Raw genomic sequence first — 15,883 nt, 5'->3', positions numbered from 1 at the left:
GTCAGTCCCCTACTGCAAAGGCCCCATCGGCCACAAGTCAGAGTTTTTTGCTGTACGTCCAGGTGGGCACATTTGCGTTGCGCGCCACCGAGAAGCTTTCGGCATCGCCAAGGTACTGGAACCCGCAATGAGTCAGGACCCGGGCCGAGGCGGGATTGTCCTGAAACACGCTGGCAAACATCGTGGCGTTTTCCAGCGGGTTCGAATGAACCAGCGTTTCCACCGCCAGCGAGGCGATGCCCGTGTTCCAGTACAGGGGCGCGACCCAATAGCCCACTTCGGACTGGTTGCGATCCAGCCGCTTGAGCGAGATCACTCCGATCAACTCGGGCCCGCCATCCTTGGTGGCGTCCATCGCCCAGACGTCCTCGTCCCGGTCCTCGGCCATGGCGCGGGTCACGAAAGCTTCGATCGAACCGGGCGGCAAAGGGTGCGGGATCGACGTGGTCATGCGCGCCACGCGCTCGTCCCCTGCGTAGTGCTCGATCAGGCCCATGTCCGACCGGCGCAGCGGGCGCAGGTCGAACCGCTCGGTTTCAATGACCGGCTGATTTATGATTGCCTCAAGTTTCATTGGTGTGTTCCTCCTCCGAACAACACGAAAAGTACGGATGCAACAGTCAGACCCGCGAGAGTCCACATCAGATATTTTTCCGCCGGCCGTCCCGCAACCACGCGGGCAATTCTATCGCCCGCAAAAGTCCAGATCGGGTGCAGGACCACCTGGCAGGTCAACAAAACGAGCGCGATCGTGAGCGTCGCACTCAGCACCGATGTTCCCGCCGCGACGAACCCGGTGAATCCCGCGATGATCATCGCCCAGGCCTTGGGGTTCAGCGGATGGACCACCAACCCGGCCCAGAATCCGGGAACCGCCTCGCCCGCGTCCTGATGCGACAGGCGCAGGTTGGCGATTTTCCACGCAAGCCAGCAAATATAGGCCGCCGAAGCATATTTCAGAACCGCGAACGCTGTCGGAGCCTGTTCTGCCAGTTGCAGAAGGCCAAAGCCCAGCGGCCAGATGATCAGCTGCTTGCCCAGAATCACGCCTGCCACGAAAGGCAGCGCCGCGCGGAACCCAAAGCGCGCACCCGTTCCCAACAGGACCATGTTGGCCGGTCCCGGCGTGCCGACCTGGCTGGCGGCAAAGATCAGGAAACTGGTGGTTGCAACGGGCATCGGGGCTTTCGATCAAATCTGTGTCAAAACGAGAAAGGGGACCGGCACTTTGTGCCGGTCCCCCATGAATTTTTCTTAAACCTTCTGGGTTTCGGCTTACTCTGCGGCCTCCGCCACTGGCAGGACCGAAATGAAGGTGCGGTTTTTCAGTCCCTTGTGGAACTTCACGGCGCCATCGACAGTTGCAAAGATGGTGTGATCCTTGCCCATGCCCACGCCTTCGCCCGGCCAGAACTTGGTGCCGCGCTGACGCACGATAATGTTGCCTGCAACGGCGGCCTGGCCACCATACAGTTTCACGCCAAGGCGACGACCCGCTGAGTCGCGGCCGTTACGGGAGGAACCGCCAGCTTTTTTATGTGCCATTCTCTCTCTCCTTAGCCTTTGGCCAGCTCTTTGGCCTGCTCAACCCATTCGGGTTTCACTTTGACCGTCTCGATAGCAGCAATCTGCTCGTCCGACAAGGCGGCCAGAGCGGCAAAGCTCTCGATACCGGCTTCGGCCAGTTTCTTGGCAGCTGCGGGACCAACACCGGTGATCTGGGTCAGATCGTCAGCGGCAGCAGCAGCGACCGGAGCCTCTGCCTTGGCAGCGGCTTTCTTGGCGGGTTTCGCTGCTTTCGCAACTTCACCTGCCGGAGCCGAACCGGTAGCGGCCTTGACGCCCGACTTGTCCGCGCCCGAGGGCAGGATGTCGGTGATCTTGACCAGGGTCAGCTTCTGACGGTGACCAACGGTGCGCTTCGAGCTGTGCTTGCGGCGGCGCTTGACGAATTTGATGACCTTGTCACCTTTGATCTGTTCGATCACTTCCGCCTGAACGCCCGCGCCATCGATGAACGGCGCACCGACAACAGGAGCATCGCCACCCAGCATCAGAACGTCGTTGAATTGGACTTTTTCACCTGCGTCGGCAGCCAGTTTTTCAACGCGGAGCACGTCGCCCGCCTGAACCTTGTACTGCTTGCCGCCAGTCTTGAGGACTGCAAACATGCGTCTTTCCTTTTTCTACCGCGTTCTGTGGTCCCCGTCAGACGGGTGTTTCGGCCAAGGCCACCTCGAACAGCGCGCCTTTTTAGGGCGGATGAACGACCGTCAGGGCGCACCCGTCAGGCCAGCAATAACGATACCCGGCGCGGAGGTTCCGGCCGGGATGCGCGCTTATCCACGGATCACAGGGCAAAGTCAACAGCAAACCGGCCTAAAGATCCGACGCTTGCAGAACCTGCGCCACCGTCACGCCCAGCTGGTATGACAACTCGTTGAACATGGTGTCCAGACCAGCGAACAAGGCGTTGTTCAAGGCCTGCCCGGCCTCGGTGCGTGAAAAGGCGATATTCTCGCGCAGCTGGGCCTCGCTGAGCGGTTGGTATGCAAACAGAAGGAACGAGTACAGCCACTCGCGGGTTTGTTGCTCGGACTGCGCACCCTGCGCCAGCAATTGGGCCAACATTTCCCCGTCGTCGCCCGTGATGCCCTGCCCATCCGCCAACCCACGGAAGAAATTGTAATCGGCCTGCAACGCTCCACGCACGTTCCGATCAACAAGGTCGTTGATCTCGACATACTCATCGATCAGGCGAAAATAGGCCGCATCACGATCGGCCTCCCGATAGGCGGTCATGGCCATCTCTTCGATGGCTTCGTCGGAAAACGTTCGGCGGGCCGAGTTTTCCAAAGACACAACGGCGCGGCCCAGGTCGCTTTCGAAAAACAGCGCGGCCTGCTCCAATTGCCCTTCGGACATACCGCCAGCCAGCGCATCATGAATCTTGGCCTGCATCCAGGCCTTGTCGTACAAATCTTCAACCTGGGCCTCGAAAAACGATCCGCCCTCACCGTCCAGCAGGCTTTTGTCCAGTTCGCGCCCCTGCGCGACACCCTCATCACGCAGAATCTGCATCACGTCGGACAAATGCATTGCCTTGGTCAGACGGTCGACCTGATCGGCCGTGACCGCACTGGCCCAACCGGCCAGAACCAGCCACAGAGCCAGTAGCAACCGCATTAGATGTCCTGAGCCGGACGCAGCTCGGCCATGCGCGCCGCCAGCACTTCAAACCGCATGGCCATGATCTCGTACTGGATGGCGTTCAACAGCTCATAGACTTCCTGCATCAGCGGCTGTTCCAGCGCTTTGGTATAGGCGTCGACATCCGCGTCAGAGAAATCCTGATAGGTATAGGCCGCGTTGGCCAAGGCGGACAGTTGCAATGACTGCCGCATCTCGGGTTCGTTCAGCTTCATCATCTGGCGCAGCCCGTCCGCGTCCAATTGCAGGTCGATCACTCCGGCGGCGCTGGCGGCCAGCAGGAACCGAAGCTGGATCTCCTGCAATGCCCGCAACGAGGTTTCGCTGGCATCGATGGCACTGTTCATCCGCTTCAGGCTTTCGATGCGGCTCGAACCGGACTTGACCAGATCGGATATGATCTCCTGCCCCTCAAGTTGCTTGGCTTCGTCATCCTCGACAAGGTGCGAGGCATTTTCCGCCTCGACAAGCCGTTGCCCCAGATCCGAAGCATAAAACTCGACCGCGTGGTTCAGGGCCTCGTCGCTCAGCGTCTGTTCGAGAATCGCAACCGCAGTTTCATGCATGTCATCGGTGTCGAACACCTCTTCCGTCAGACGCGTCCATTGCGAGCCAAAACCTTCGGGGTCGATCCCCAGCATCTGAGGCGCCGAGGCCGAGGCCAGTGCGATGCTTTCCAGCGCCACGTCAAAACCCGTCGTGGTCAGAAAAGCCTCGATCCGATCCCGACTGGCGGACAAGGCGGTCTGAGCCGTCAGAGCGAACGCGAACACGGGCAGGATGAGCAGAAGCGAAATGCGGTGCAGAAGATGTCTCATACATGTCAGCCTAGGAGATTTCGTCGGACTGGCAATGGAAAATCCTCGGTTTGGCGAATTCGGGAATTTTCTGCTTGCACCCCTCGGCGATCACAACTAAATCCCCCCCTCACAGACCCCCGCGGAGAGGTGCCGGAGTGGTCGAACGGGGCGGTCTCGAAAACCGTTGTGGGTGCAAGCCCACCCAGGGTTCGAATCCCTGTCTCTCCGCCATTACTTCCCAATGACGCCCCCCTTTCTTGTTCGCCTGATGGTTGCAACCGTGTATTTTCGCCGGTGGCGTGTTGCCGCCGCCGATCGTCTGATTGATCAGCGCCGAGTGGCCCAAACCCCGAACATGCGCCGAATTTTTGGGATTTCCCCTTTGATCTCAGGTAGTTTCTCCCCACATCAGCGGCACACATCCGAAAAGGAGACCCCAATGTCCCGCATTATCATCCTGATTATCATCGCCGGATTGGGTGCCGGCGCGTATTTCTACCTGAATCAGCCCGAGCCCACCCCGGCCGAGAAACTGCAATCTGCCGCCAAAGAAGCCGGCGAGGCCGTCGGCGAGGCCGCAACCGCAGCCCAGGAAGCCGCCAGCGAGGCGTTGTCGACGGCCGCGCAGCAAGCGGGTGACGCAGCCTCGGCCGCCGTCGAACAGGCCGGTGAAGCCGCCGAGCAAGCCGGTCAGACAGCCACGGATCTGGCAAACCAGGCCGGCGATGCAGCCACGGATCTGGCCAACCAGGCAGGCGATCAGGTTGCAGCACTCACTGCCCAAGGGCAGGAGTTGCTGAATACCTGGGTTGACGAAGGCATGCTGTCGGCCGAGCAGTTCGACTATGACGCGATGGTTGAATCCGTGAAGAACAGTCAGCTGAGCCAGGAGATTCAGGACCAGGTGATCAAGATCCTCGATGGCATCAAGGAAGCGCCGGAAACGGCTGCGCTCAAGATTCAGGAACTGCGCAACCTGTTGACGCAATAAGGCCTTCGACAAGGCCGGCATTTTTCCGGCCTTGTCACACCTGCACCGGCTTCCCAATTCCCCAACGTTAACCCTGTGGTCGATTGACCTGTCCGGTGCCATTTGTTTGGCTTGGCTTAACCAGTCGCATCAAGTCGGGACGACCTATTGTCGGCATCGGTGCGCCCTGCCCTGGGGCGTGCACTCGGATCGACCCGTTTGCTTGAAAATGTCGGAAACAAAGGAAAAAGAATGACTGAACTCCCCAAATCCATGTTTGCCGTGATCCAGAAATTTGACGGATACTCCGGTACGGCCACGGGCCCGGCGATCGATGACGCCGCCGACTGGGTTGAGAATGCCGAGATCCCGGTGCCCACGCCGGGCCCCGGCCAGGTGCTGATCAAATTGCGCACCGCATCGGTGAACCCCTCGGACCTTCATTTCATCAAGGGTGAGTACGGTCAGCCGCGGGTCAAAGGTGCACCGGCCGGTTTCGAAGGGTGCGGGGACGTCGTCGCCACCGGCGCGGGCGCCGAAGCGCTGAAGGGGCAAAGGGTCGCCTTCGTCGCCTCCGGGTCCGGCGCATGGGCCGAGTATGCCCTGACACAGGCCCAGATGTGCATTCCTTTGCGGCCCGAGATCTCGGACGATGACGGTGCTGCACAGATCGTCAATCCGCTGACCGCAATGGCAATGGTTGAGATCGCGCGTTCCGAAGGTGAGGCCTTTGTCGTTTCCGCGGCCACCAGCCAGTTGGGCAAGCTGATGTGCGGGCTGGGCCGAGACCTTGGCCTGAAGCCGATTGCCATGGTGCGGCGCCCTGAAACGGTCGAACTGCTCAAAAGCCACGGAGCGGCCGAGGTCATCGTAACCACCGAAGACGATGCCGTCTCCAAGTTTGCGGCCATCAGCGCACAGCTCAAGCCTCGGGTTTTTCTGGATGCGGTCTCGGATCAGCTGTCCGAGCAAGTATTCTGCGCCATGCCCAACGGCGGGCGCTGGGTGTCTTATGGCAAACTCAGCAGCGAGCCGCCGAAGCTGACCCAGATGGGCCAGTTGATCTTCATGAGCAAGCAGATCGAGGGCTTCTGGCTGACCAAATGGATGATGTCCACGCCACCCGAAGAGCAGATGCGCGCGGTTGCCGAGGTGCAGGCCCGCTTTGCGGACGAACGGTGGAAAACGGATGTCTCGGCGCATGTCCCGCTGAACAAAATCGTTTCCGATCTGGCAGTTGCACTGAAAAAGAGTGACGGTAAGGTAATAATCACGCCATAGTAGAACAGGCGCCCCGGTGATTGGAGGAGATCCGGGGCGTTAGGACGCCGGGCAAACCGGCAATTGGGAGGAGAATTTGGACAACGCACAGCTGCTGATCAGCGGGCTGGCGAATGGCTGTGTCTACGGCCTGATCGCACTCGGCTTCGTACTGATCTACAAGGCGACCGAGGCCGTGAACTTCGCCCAGGGCGATTTTATGATGCTGGGCGCCTTCGTCACCATCGGGCTGACCAATACCGAGTATATGGGCCTGCCCTTCTGGCTGGCCCTGCCCATCTCGCTGGGGATCATGGGCGCGCTGGGGTATCTGCTGGACCGGTTGATCATCCGCCGCCTGTTCGGGGAAAGCCAGACCGCCGTGGTCATCCTGACCATCGCCCTGGGTTTCGTGATCCGCTTTGTTGCCGGGCTGATCTGGGGGCACGAGCCGCAGACGCTGGAAAATCCGCTGGCCGGCAAGGAGGTCCGTTTTGGCGGGTTGGTTCTGGGGATGGAGGACGTGGCGGTCATCGTCGTGACGGTGCTGCTGACGTGGGGGCTGTATGTGTTTTTCAGCAAGACCAAGCTGGGTCTGGCGATGCAGGGCGCCTCGCAGAACCAGTTGGCGGCCTATTACATGGGCGTCCCGGTCAAGCGCGTGCAGGGTTTCATCTGGGGGCTGGCCGGTATCGTGGCCGGGATCGCGGGCATCCTGTTCGCCGCCAAGGGATCGGTCGATCCGACCACCGGGTTGCTGGGAATCAAGGCCTTTGCGGCCGCGGTCATCGGCGGGTTCGGCAGCCTTCCCGGGGCTTTGGCGGGCGGTCTGATCGTCGGCGTGATCGAACCCTTCGCCAGCCGCTACATCGCCGCGGGCTATAGCCAGATCGCGCCTTATGCGCTGTTGCTGGCGGTGCTGATCTTCCGCCCGCACGGCCTGTTCAGCCAGGTCCGGGTCAAGAAGGTCTGAGCGCATGAGGATCGTTTTCAAAACCGACTACATGCAAGACATCCGCCCCTGGAAGGACGGATACCAGTTATCGCTCTACCTGATCCTGCTGGCGGTGGTCTTTGCCGCGCCGTGGTGGCTGGACGCGTTCTATCTGGGAGAGCTGACGAACGTTCTGATCTGGGCCATCGCCGGGCTGGGTCTGATGATCCTGACCGGGCATACAGGCCAGGCCAGCCTGGGCCACGCGGCGTTTCTGGCCTTTGGCTGCTATGCCAACGTGATTCTGGTCGAGTCCGGCGTGCCGTTTCTGGTGGCCTTTCCTCTGGCCGGCATTCTGACCGGTATCGCCGGGGTCACGGTCGCCATCCCTGCCCTGCGGCTGCACGGCATCTATCTGGCGATCTTCACCCTGGCCCTGTCGATCCTGATGGACGACCTCATCGTTCTGGCGGAACCGATCACCGGCGGTGTCGCGGGCAAGTACATGGGCGGGGTCGAGATTTTCGGCCATCTGGTCGACCGCTGGGGCACGCCCGAGCAGTTCTACTGGCTGGTGTTGGCCGTCACGGTTCTGGTCACGCTGGGCTATATCAACCTTCTGCGCACGCCGCTGGGACGCAGCTTTATCGCCGTGCGCGACTCGGAAGTGTCTGCGCAGGCGATGGGCATCGACATCGCGCGCACCAAGACCGTGTCCTTTGCCCTTTCCTGCGCCGTGACCGGATGGGCGGGGGCGCTGATGGGCCTTTATGCCGGGGCCTTCAACAACGAAACCTTCAGCGTGGTGATCTCGATCCAGCTGCTGATGATGATCGTGATCGGCGGACTGGGCTCGATCCACGGCGCGTTTCTGGGCGCCATCGTCATCGGGTTTCTGCCGCAGTTCCTGTCGATCGCCAAGGAATACGCGGGCGCCCTTTTCGGTGGCGGAACCGTCGCCATTCCGGGGCTAGAATTCGGCATCTTCGGCATGATCCTGATCGGGTTCATCCTGTTCGAGCCGATGGGCATCTACGGCCGATGGCTGAAAATCCGCACCTGGTTCGAGCTGTTCCCCTTCTACCGCAAGGACATGTTCAAGCGGCAGAAATCCTATCTCAAGACGGAGCGCCTGAGATGAGCTTGCTGGAATTCGAGAACGTCACCCTGAAATTCGGTGGCCTGACGGCAGTGAACGATCTGTCCTTTTCGGTCGAGGAAGGCGAGGTCTTTGCCATCGTCGGCCCGAACGGGGCCGGCAAATCCACGGTGTTCAACTTGATTTCGCGCTTTTACGACCCGTTCGCGGGCCAGATCCGGTTCGACGGGCACGATTTGCTGCAGGTCAAGCCCTCGGGCGTGGCCGCCTATGGCGTCGCGCGCACCTTCCAAAACATCGAGCTGTTCGAACATGCAACCGTGTTGCAGAACCTGCTGGTCGGGCGGCACCGCCACCGGCGTACCAACCTGCTGTCCGAGGTGTTCTTTACCCCCTCGGCCCGCCTGCAAGAGCTGGAGAACCGCGAGAAGGTCGAAGAGATCATCGATTTCCTCGATCTGCAGGCCTATCGAGACAAGATGATCGCCGGGCTTCCCTACGGCGTGCGCAAGGTTGTCGAGGTCGCGCGTGCGCTGGCCACCGACCCCAAGCTGCTGCTGCTGGATGAACCGGCCTCGGGGCTGTCGGTCGAGGAAACAACAGACATGCGCTGGTGGATCGACGACATCCGGCGGCAAATGGGGATCACGGTGTTGATGGTCGAACATGACATGGGGCTGGTCTCGGGCGTGTCTGACCGGGTGCTGGCTATGGCCGATGGGGCGAAACTGGCCCTTGGGACACCGGCGCAGGTGCAATCGCACCCCGCCGTCGTCGAAGCCTATCTGGGGAAAGCCTCATGAGCGCACCGATCCTGAGCATCCGCAACATCGAAAGCTTCTATGGCCCGATCATGGCGATCCGCGGTGTGTCGCTGGACGTGCGCCCGGGCCAGATCGTCTCGATCCTGGGCGCCAACGGGGCGGGCAAGACGACGCTGATGAAGACCGTCTCGGGTGTTATGGACCCGGAAAAGGGCACGATCACCTTCGACGGCGAGGAAATCCAGGGGCTGGAGCCGCACAAGATCGTCCAAAAGGGCATCGTGCATGTGCCCGAGGGGCGCGAGGTGTTCCCGCTGCTGACGGTGAACGAAAACCTCAGCCTCGGGGCCTACACCCTGCATGACAAGGCCCAGATCGAGCGCGATCGCGAGTTGGTGTTTTCCTACTTCCCGGTCCTGAAGGAACGTCGCAACCAAGAGGCCGGCACACTGTCTGGTGGGCAGCAGCAGATGCTGGCCATCGGCCGCGGCCTGATGGCCAACCCGCGCATCATGCTGCTGGACGAACCCTCGCTGGGCCTGTCGCCGCTGCTGGTCCAAGAGATCTTCGGCATCCTCAGACGCCTGAATGACGAGCAGAACATGACCATGATGCTGGTCGAGCAGAACGCCAACGCCGCGCTGGAACTGGCCGATCATGGCTATGTCATGGAGGTCGGGCGCATCGTGATGGACGGCCCCGCCGACGTGTTGATGCGGTCCGAGGACATCCAGAACTTCTATCTGGGCGTGCAGGAGGAAGGCGCGCGGGAAAACCGCCGCTGGAAACGCAAGAAGACGTGGAGGTGAGCCGGATGAACATGACCACCCTGCCCCCGCAGACCACCATCAACGGCGTCCAGTTCAACGCCACCCCCGGCCAGCGCCCCGTGCGGGTCGATGGCTGCGTCACCATCCCCGAGCTGTTCCAGAAACGCTGTGCCGCCCTGGGCGACCGCACCGCGCATCGGGAAAAGGATCTGGGCATCTGGAAATCCTATTCCTGGGCCGTCTACTGGCAGCACGCCAAATGGATCGGGCTGGCGCTGCGCAAGCTGGGACTGCAACGCGGTGAGGTCGTCTCGATCCTGTCCGAGGACCGCAAGGAATGGGCCTGGTTCGATCTGGGCATCCAATGCGTCGGCGGCATCGCCTCGGGCGTCTACACCACCGACTCGGCCAGCCAGTTGAAGTACCTGATCAATGACAGCGACAGCCGCTTTCTGATCGTCGAAGACGAAGAGCAGCTGGACAAATTTCTGGACATAGAAGACGAGGTGCCCGGCCTGTTGAAGGTCATCATACTCGAAGACGAAGGCCTGCACGACTTGGCCCACCCCCGCTGCATGATGATCGAGGATCTCTATGCCCTCGGCCGCGCGGCCGAGCGCGAAGAACCGGGCCGGTTCGAAGCCGAAATCGCACTGGCCACGCCGCAGGACACGGCGCTGCTGATCTATACCTCGGGCACCACCGGCATGCCCAAGGGTGCGATGCTGAGCAACGAAAACATCATGGCCGCGATCGAATGCGGCGCACGCTGCCTGCCCGCGCTGGAAACGGACGAGCAGCTTTGCTTTTTGCCGCTGTGTCATATCCTTGAGCGCGACGTGTCGATCTATTTCCCGCTGGCCTCGAAATGTACGGTGAACTTCGCCGAAAGCCCCGAGACGGTCTTTGCCAACCTGCAGGAAGTGTCGCCCTCGACCTTTACCGCCGTCCCGCGCGTGTGGGAGAAGATCTATTCGCAGGTGCTGATCATGGCGCAAGAGGCCACCCCGGCCGGGCGCGCCGCCTTTGGCATGGCGCTGAAGGCCGGGATGAAACGGGCCGAGTACATCCTGCAGGGCAAACCGGTGCCGCCGGCGGTGGCCGCGAATTTCTGGCTGTGGGACCGGCTGGTGCTGCGCAACCTGCGCCGGATGCTAGGCATGGACCGGCTGCGGCGCGGCGGGTCCGGTGCGGCCCCGATCTCGCCCGAGCTGCTGAAATGGTACTGGGCCATCGGCGTGCCGCTGGTCGAGGGCTTCGGCATGACCGAGACCTCGGGCATCGCCACGCTGAACACGCCCGAGGCCAACCACATCGGTACCATCGGCAAGCCCGCACCGGGGATCGACCTGCGTATCTCGGACGAGGGCGAAATCCAGATCCGCGGCCTGAACGTGTTCCAGGGCTATTGGCGCAACAATGCCAAAACCGCCGAGACCTTCACCGCCGATGGCTGGCTGCGCACCGGCGATATGGGGCACGTGGACGCGGACGGCTATGTCACCATCACCGGCCGCCTCAAAGACATCATCATCACCGCCGGCGGAAAGAACATCACCCCGGCCGAGATCGAAAGCCGGCTGAAGTTCTCGCATTACATCTCGGACGCAGTGATCATCGGCGACCGCCGCAAGTACCTGACGGCGCTGGTGATGATCGATCAGGAAAACGTCGAGAAGTTCGCGCAGGACCGCAAGGTGCCGTTTTCGAACTTCGCCTCGCTCTGCGCTGCAGCCGAGGTGCGCGAACTGATCGGTGCCGAAGTGGCGGCGGTGAACAAGGAATTCGCGCGGGTCGAGCAGATCAAGGATTTCCGCCTGATCGACGTGCTGCTGACTGCCGAAGATGACGAACTGACCGCGACGATGAAACTGAAACGCAGCTTGGTGGAAAAGAAACACGCGCATCTCATTGAAGACATGTACAAATAGAACAGGGATCAATCCCAAGGGAGGAAGACACATGACCAAAGCAATCAGACGGCTGGCGGCAGCAACCGCCCTGTCCGCCCTGGCCTCGGTGGGCTGGGCCGAAACGCAAGGCGTGACTGACGACGAAATCGTCATCGGGTCGGTCAATGACCTCAGCGGCATTTTCGCCGCCGTCGGGGTTCCGGCCACCAAGGGCGCGAACGTGGTGTTCGACCGGGTCAATGCAAATGGCGGCGTGCATGGCCGCAAGATCCGCTATGTGGTCGAGGACAACGGATACCAGATGCCGCGCGCGATGCAGGGCTACAACAAGCTGCTGAACCGCGACAAGGTGTTTGCCATGCTGCAATCGCTGGGCACGCCGATGAACCTGGCCGGGTTCAAGCTGCTGGACCCCAAAGGCATTCCCAACGTCGCCCCCTTGTCGGCCGCGCGGCAGATGCTGCAGGAGCCGATGAAGAACAAGTTCACCTCGTTTTCCAGCTATTACGACCAAGCGCGCGTGGGCGTGAAATATCTGGCGCAGGAATTCGGCGGCGACAAGGTCTGCACGATGTATCTGCCCACCGATTTCGGCAAGGAAATCCTGGAAGGCAGCCAGGAAGGCGCCAGGGAATCCGGCACTACCTTTGCCGCGGAAACCACTCATAAACCTGACGAAACCGATTTCGTGGGCTCGCTGAGCAAGCTGAAGGAAGAAGGCTGCGACATCGTCACCATCGCCCTGGGCGTACGGCAGGCCATCACCGTGGTCGGCACCGCCAAGAAGATGGGCCTGACGGACATGAAGTTCCTGGGCACCTCGGCCAGTTTCCTGACCGTGGTGGCACAGGTGCCGGGTGGCGTGACCGATGGCTTCTACGCCGCCGCCTCGTGGCAGGACCTGTGGGCCCGCGCGGATGAACCGGCCCCCAAGGCCTTCATCGAGGAATACAAGGCTGCCACCGGCGAAGACCCGGTGGGCTTTTCAATGCTGGGATATGCCGCGGCCGAAATGATGGTCAAGGCGCTGGAGGCCGCCGGCCCCGACCTGACCCAGGAAAGCTTTATCGCTGCAATGGAGACGCTGGACTATCAGGATGAACTGGTCGGCAACCACATGACCTTTGGACCCGATGACCATCAGGGCGCCGATACTGTCTACGTCAACGTGGTGGAAAACGGCGCGTGGAAAATGGTCTACGAAGAGTAAAACCAAAGAAACACAACGAAAAAAGGGCTCGCGAATGCGAGCCCTTTGCATTTGAAAAACTCGGTAGCGATTAACGCTTCGAGAACTGGAACGAACGGCGGGCTTTGCGCTTGCCGTATTTCTTCCGTTCCACGACGCGGCTGTCGCGGGTCAGGAAGCCAGCGGCCTTCAGCGCACCGCGCAGGCTGGGATCGTACAGCTGCAGCGCTTTCGAGATGCCGTGCTTGACCGCACCGGCCTGACCGGTCAGGCCACCGCCCTTGACGGTTGCCACAACGTCGAATTCACCTTCGACACCAGCAACCTGGAACGGCTGACGCAGGATCAGCTGCAGAACGGGGCGTGCGAAATACACGTCCTGGTCCTTGCCGTTCACGGTGACCTTGCCGGAGCCCGGCTTGATCCAAACGCGGGCAACAGCGTCTTTACGCTTGCCGGTTGCATAGGAGCGACCCAGTTCGTCACGCACGGGCTCGCGCACAACAACTTCTTCGGCCACGGTTTCAACGCCTGCGACGGCGCTCAGCTCTTCGAGAGTATTGATCTGATCAGCCATCGGTCATTAGCTCCGGGTGTTTTTCTTGTTCATGGATTTGACATCCAGAACTTCGGGGGCCTGGGCTTCGTGCGGGTGCTCGGCACCGGCATAGATGCGCAGGTTGGTCATCTGCTTGCGCGACAGACGGTTGCCCGGCAGCATGCGCTTGACGGCCTGAAAGACCACACGCTCGGGGTGCGCGCCTTCCAGGATCTGCTGTTTGGTGCGCGATTTGATGCCGCCCGGGTGGCCAGTGTGCCAGTAGAAGTGCTCGTCGCGCTTCTTGCCGGTCATCTGGATCTTGTCGGCGTTGATGACGATGACGTTGTCGCCCATGTCCATGTTCGGGGTGAACGACGGCTTGTGCTTGCCACGCAGGCGCATGGCGACGATCGAGGCAAGACGGCCCAGAACAACGCCCTCGGCGTCGATCAGGATCCACTTCTTGTCGATGTCTGCAGGTGTTGCAGAGAAGGTTTTCATGTCAGGACAATCCTGTTTGATGTGAAAGACCGCCCCCAAGGCGGAGCGGCCCGAATTCGATGAATGGGTATTTAGATGGCTCGAAAGTGCACGTCAAGAACGGTAACGTCCAATTTAAGTTTAAAAAACAGCAGCTTAAAAAATAGGTATCTATTTACCCCAAATCAAACACTGATTTGTTCGGGCGGATTGTCCAGCAAGGCGCGCAGACGCAACATGGCGGATTCGAACTGCTTCAGCGAGACATGCCCGTTCATCGCAATGCGCACGGCATTTGGCGCCCTTCCATCCCTCAGCGCGAATTCATCTGCCGATCGGAGTTGAATGCCCTCACGCTCGGCAGCCCTGCTGAAGGCTGCGGCGCGCCAGCCGGACGGCAGGCTCAGCCAGACAAATGGAATATCGGGGTCCCAGTTCAGATTGAAGCCGCCCAGTGCATTGACGGCCACCCGTACATACTCACCCATCTTCGCGCGAACATCCCGCGCCATTTGCCTGGATTGAGGGTGACTGAGGAGCAAGCGGGTCAATTCGGCCAATGGCTGCGCCAATCCGAAATACCCGTATTCCGCCGATCGGCGCAGGTCTCCGCTGCGTTCCCGCGGAGCGATGGCGAACCCCACGCGCAACGCAGGCGTAAGGGTCTTGGAAATCGACGACACATGCCAGCCCCGTTCAGGCGCAAGTGCCCTGTAGCTGGGTGCGCGCGCCTCGCCCATACGATAGCAATCGTCTTCGATGATTTGCAGATCGTAGCGGCGGGCGATCTCGATCACCTCGTTGCGGCGTTCAAGAGGCGAATGCCCACCGGTCGGATTCTGAACCTCGGGCGACACGCAAATCGCTTGCGCCCGAGTTTGACGAAGGATGTGGTCCAACGCGTCGGGGCTGATACCCCATTTGTCCATTTTCACACCAATAACTTCGGCGCGCATCAACTCACCGGCTCGACGGAACCCAGCATAAGAAAGGTCCTCGACCAGAACAACGGGTTTCGGATCGCGCAGAACGGTCTGGAACACGACGCACAGTCCGCTTTGCCCGCCATGCGTAAGAACGATGTCATCGGCGTTCAAAGCACCCAGCGGCAAGTCGGAGAGCCAATCTACGACCGCCTGGCGCACAGGCAGGTAAGCGTCGCGGGTGGGATAGTTCATGAACATCTTCGGATCCCCCTGCGCCACCTTGGCAAGGCATGACCGTATCAGGGACACCTGCCCGACATCTGGCAGTCGCGGGCTGAACAGGCTGACATTGGCGTCATACTTGTCGTCCCGAAGGTGAAGCTGCCGTGACCAGACATCGTCTAGCAATGGCATTTTCGGTGGTGCCACGAATGTACCACGCCCGACCTCGGCCTGCAGCAACCCCTCCTCGGTCAGAATGGAATAAGCCCGGGCGACCGTTCCCGGTGTGATTTGCAATCGATACGCCAATTCCCGCACCGGAGGAAGTTTCACCCCGACTTCCAGCTGCTTGTTTTCGATGGCTTTTCGAATTGTATCTGCGACCAGTGTGTACTTTGGTCCCTTGGATTTTGGCAGGTCTGTCGGCCAAATTGTATCCATTACAATTCTTCCTTTGCGTTCAGTACAATCTTGAATGTACCACAGCAATGTACCGAACATTTATGCTTTGTGTCAATACAATTTGAAAGGATACTTACCATGACACGCGCAATGCACACCCCCGCCCTCTTGCTGCTGAACGACAGCCCCCGGCTGCCTCTGATCGCTGCGCTGGCCGTGCGTTTTGCGGCGACTGTCACCCAATGGGAACGCCGGCGCCGCAGCCGCGTCAACCTGAGCAGGCTGGATGACCGTCTGCTGAAGGATGTCGGGCTGACGCGCTTTGAGGCTGACCGCGAAGCACGCCGCCAATTCTGGCTTGGCTAGAATATCCCCAGTCCCAATTACGGGACCTCTTCCTGTG

18 protein-coding genes and 1 tRNA gene are annotated in these 15,883 nt (G+C 60.7%); 10 read left to right on the top strand and 9 right to left on the bottom strand.

The features are described from left to right. Window positions 1-37 precede the first annotated feature (37 nt). The 6 genes from ACR0NY_RS02490 to ACR0NY_RS02465 form a co-directional block, all read right to left on the bottom strand. Window positions 38-574: a GNAT family N-acetyltransferase gene (locus ACR0NY_RS02490; protein WP_170338635.1), complete on the bottom strand. Its 537-nt coding sequence runs from the start codon at window positions 572-574 to the stop codon at window positions 38-40. Continuing rightward, window positions 571-1,179 (bottom strand): LysE family translocator, encoded by a 609-nt coding sequence (locus tag ACR0NY_RS02485; protein ID WP_170368435.1) that lies wholly within the window; start codon window positions 1,177-1,179, stop codon window positions 571-573. The genes ACR0NY_RS02490 and ACR0NY_RS02485 overlap by 4 nt, the downstream gene beginning before the upstream one ends. A 96-nt stretch (window positions 1,180-1,275) precedes the next feature. Then, window positions 1,276-1,545 (bottom strand): 50S ribosomal protein L27, encoded by a 270-nt coding sequence (gene rpmA / locus ACR0NY_RS02480; protein WP_005983052.1) that lies wholly within the window; start codon window positions 1,543-1,545, stop codon window positions 1,276-1,278. 11 nt (window positions 1,546-1,556) lie between these two features. Then, window positions 1,557-2,171 (bottom strand): 50S ribosomal protein L21, encoded by a 615-nt coding sequence (locus tag ACR0NY_RS02475; protein ID WP_170338638.1) that lies wholly within the window; start codon window positions 2,169-2,171, stop codon window positions 1,557-1,559. Between the two features lie 208 nt (window positions 2,172-2,379). Further along, entirely contained in the window at window positions 2,380-3,186 is an 807-nt protein-coding gene (locus ACR0NY_RS02470; RefSeq protein WP_170338639.1) for a DUF2059 domain-containing protein, read from the bottom strand. Beyond that, a complete protein-coding gene (locus tag ACR0NY_RS02465; RefSeq protein WP_170338641.1) occupies window positions 3,186-4,028 on the bottom strand; it encodes a DUF2059 domain-containing protein in 843 nt (280 codons plus the stop codon). Before ACR0NY_RS02465 ends, ACR0NY_RS02470 begins: the two co-directional genes overlap by 1 nt. Before the next feature lie 123 nt (window positions 4,029-4,151). Between ACR0NY_RS02465 and ACR0NY_RS02460 the strand changes: the two genes are divergently transcribed. From ACR0NY_RS02460 to ACR0NY_RS02420, 9 genes are all read left to right on the top strand, one after another. Beyond that, window positions 4,152-4,241: transfer RNA gene (locus tag ACR0NY_RS02460), tRNA-Ser, on the top strand. A 208-nt stretch (window positions 4,242-4,449) separates the two neighbouring features. Further along, window positions 4,450-5,001 (top strand): hypothetical protein, encoded by a 552-nt coding sequence (locus ACR0NY_RS02455; RefSeq protein WP_170338643.1) that lies wholly within the window; start codon window positions 4,450-4,452, stop codon window positions 4,999-5,001. Between the two features lie 231 nt (window positions 5,002-5,232). Beyond that, window positions 5,233-6,261, top strand: coding sequence for a zinc-binding dehydrogenase (locus ACR0NY_RS02450; RefSeq protein ID WP_170368434.1), 1,029 nt, complete (start codon window positions 5,233-5,235; stop codon window positions 6,259-6,261). 76 nt (window positions 6,262-6,337) lie between these two features. Further along, complete coding sequence (locus ACR0NY_RS02445; protein ID WP_170368433.1) at window positions 6,338-7,213, top strand: branched-chain amino acid ABC transporter permease; 876 nt, start codon at window positions 6,338-6,340, stop codon at window positions 7,211-7,213. 4 nt (window positions 7,214-7,217) lie between these two features. Then, window positions 7,218-8,315 carry a branched-chain amino acid ABC transporter permease gene (locus ACR0NY_RS02440; protein ID WP_170368432.1) on the top strand — a complete coding sequence of 366 codons (1,098 nt, stop codon included), beginning with the start codon at window positions 7,218-7,220 and terminating at the stop codon, window positions 8,313-8,315. Beyond that, entirely contained in the window at window positions 8,312-9,076 is a 765-nt protein-coding gene (locus ACR0NY_RS02435; protein WP_170368431.1) for an ABC transporter ATP-binding protein, read from the top strand. Before ACR0NY_RS02440 ends, ACR0NY_RS02435 begins: the two co-directional genes overlap by 4 nt. Further along, on the top strand, window positions 9,073-9,846 hold the full coding sequence (locus ACR0NY_RS02430) for an ABC transporter ATP-binding protein (RefSeq protein ID WP_170357796.1): 774 nt from the start codon (window positions 9,073-9,075) through the stop codon (window positions 9,844-9,846). The genes ACR0NY_RS02435 and ACR0NY_RS02430 overlap by 4 nt, the downstream gene beginning before the upstream one ends. 5 nt (window positions 9,847-9,851) lie before the next feature. Continuing rightward, window positions 9,852-11,738: an AMP-dependent synthetase/ligase gene (locus tag ACR0NY_RS02425; RefSeq protein ID WP_170338653.1), complete on the top strand. Its 1,887-nt coding sequence runs from the start codon at window positions 9,852-9,854 to the stop codon at window positions 11,736-11,738. 31 nt (window positions 11,739-11,769) lie between these two features. Further along, a complete protein-coding gene (locus ACR0NY_RS02420) occupies window positions 11,770-12,930 on the top strand; it encodes an ABC transporter substrate-binding protein (RefSeq protein WP_170338655.1) in 1,161 nt (386 codons plus the stop codon). Window positions 12,931-13,000: 70 nt separating this feature from the next. On the opposite strand, the gene rpsI is transcribed toward ACR0NY_RS02420, so the two are convergent. From rpsI to ACR0NY_RS02405, 3 genes are all read right to left on the bottom strand, one after another. Next, window positions 13,001-13,486, bottom strand: coding sequence for a 30S ribosomal protein S9 (gene rpsI, locus ACR0NY_RS02415; RefSeq protein WP_005983014.1), 486 nt, complete (start codon window positions 13,484-13,486; stop codon window positions 13,001-13,003). Between the two features lie 6 nt (window positions 13,487-13,492). Beyond that, a complete protein-coding gene (gene rplM, locus ACR0NY_RS02410) occupies window positions 13,493-13,951 on the bottom strand; it encodes a 50S ribosomal protein L13 (RefSeq protein WP_093962031.1) in 459 nt (152 codons plus the stop codon). Between the two features lie 164 nt (window positions 13,952-14,115). Beyond that, window positions 14,116-15,519, bottom strand: coding sequence for an aminotransferase-like domain-containing protein (locus ACR0NY_RS02405; protein ID WP_170338657.1), 1,404 nt, complete (start codon window positions 15,517-15,519; stop codon window positions 14,116-14,118). A 99-nt stretch (window positions 15,520-15,618) separates the two neighbouring features. Here ACR0NY_RS02405 and ACR0NY_RS02400 point away from each other — a divergent pair, with 99 nt between their 5' ends. After that, window positions 15,619-15,846 (top strand): DUF1127 domain-containing protein, encoded by a 228-nt coding sequence (locus tag ACR0NY_RS02400; RefSeq protein ID WP_093962029.1) that lies wholly within the window; start codon window positions 15,619-15,621, stop codon window positions 15,844-15,846. Window positions 15,847-15,883: the final 37 nt, after the last annotated feature.

The organism is Ruegeria sp. BJ5 (assembly GCF_056537865.1).
The sequence above is the reverse complement of the archived record's forward strand: the minus strand, read 5'-3'. Positions and strand labels throughout refer to the sequence as shown.

Coding starts and splice junctions, on each gene's coding strand:
- rpmA (WP_005983052.1), bottom strand. CDS start 1,545: ATGGCACATAAAAAAGCTGGCGGTTCCTCCCGTAACGGCCGCGACTCA.
- ACR0NY_RS02420 (WP_170338655.1), top strand. CDS start 11,770: ATGACCAAAGCAATCAGACGGCTGGCGGCAGCAACCGCCCTGTCCGCC.
- ACR0NY_RS02405 (WP_170338657.1), bottom strand. CDS start 15,519: ATGGATACAATTTGGCCGACAGACCTGCCAAAATCCAAGGGACCAAAG.
- ACR0NY_RS02490 (WP_170338635.1), bottom strand. CDS start 574: ATGAAACTTGAGGCAATCATAAATCAGCCGGTCATTGAAACCGAGCGG.
- rpsI (WP_005983014.1), bottom strand. CDS start 13,486: ATGGCTGATCAGATCAATACTCTCGAAGAGCTGAGCGCCGTCGCAGGC.
- ACR0NY_RS02485 (WP_170368435.1), bottom strand. CDS start 1,179: ATGCCCGTTGCAACCACCAGTTTCCTGATCTTTGCCGCCAGCCAGGTC.
- ACR0NY_RS02430 (WP_170357796.1), top strand. CDS start 9,073: ATGAGCGCACCGATCCTGAGCATCCGCAACATCGAAAGCTTCTATGGC.
- ACR0NY_RS02425 (WP_170338653.1), top strand. CDS start 9,852: ATGAACATGACCACCCTGCCCCCGCAGACCACCATCAACGGCGTCCAG.
- ACR0NY_RS02400 (WP_093962029.1), top strand. CDS start 15,619: ATGACACGCGCAATGCACACCCCCGCCCTCTTGCTGCTGAACGACAGC.
- ACR0NY_RS02440 (WP_170368432.1), top strand. CDS start 7,218: ATGAGGATCGTTTTCAAAACCGACTACATGCAAGACATCCGCCCCTGG.
- ACR0NY_RS02455 (WP_170338643.1), top strand. CDS start 4,450: ATGTCCCGCATTATCATCCTGATTATCATCGCCGGATTGGGTGCCGGC.
- ACR0NY_RS02450 (WP_170368434.1), top strand. CDS start 5,233: ATGACTGAACTCCCCAAATCCATGTTTGCCGTGATCCAGAAATTTGAC.
- rplM (WP_093962031.1), bottom strand. CDS start 13,951: ATGAAAACCTTCTCTGCAACACCTGCAGACATCGACAAGAAGTGGATC.
- ACR0NY_RS02465 (WP_170338641.1), bottom strand. CDS start 4,028: ATGAGACATCTTCTGCACCGCATTTCGCTTCTGCTCATCCTGCCCGTG.
- ACR0NY_RS02475 (WP_170338638.1), bottom strand. CDS start 2,171: ATGTTTGCAGTCCTCAAGACTGGCGGCAAGCAGTACAAGGTTCAGGCG.
- ACR0NY_RS02470 (WP_170338639.1), bottom strand. CDS start 3,186: ATGCGGTTGCTACTGGCTCTGTGGCTGGTTCTGGCCGGTTGGGCCAGT.
- ACR0NY_RS02435 (WP_170368431.1), top strand. CDS start 8,312: ATGAGCTTGCTGGAATTCGAGAACGTCACCCTGAAATTCGGTGGCCTG.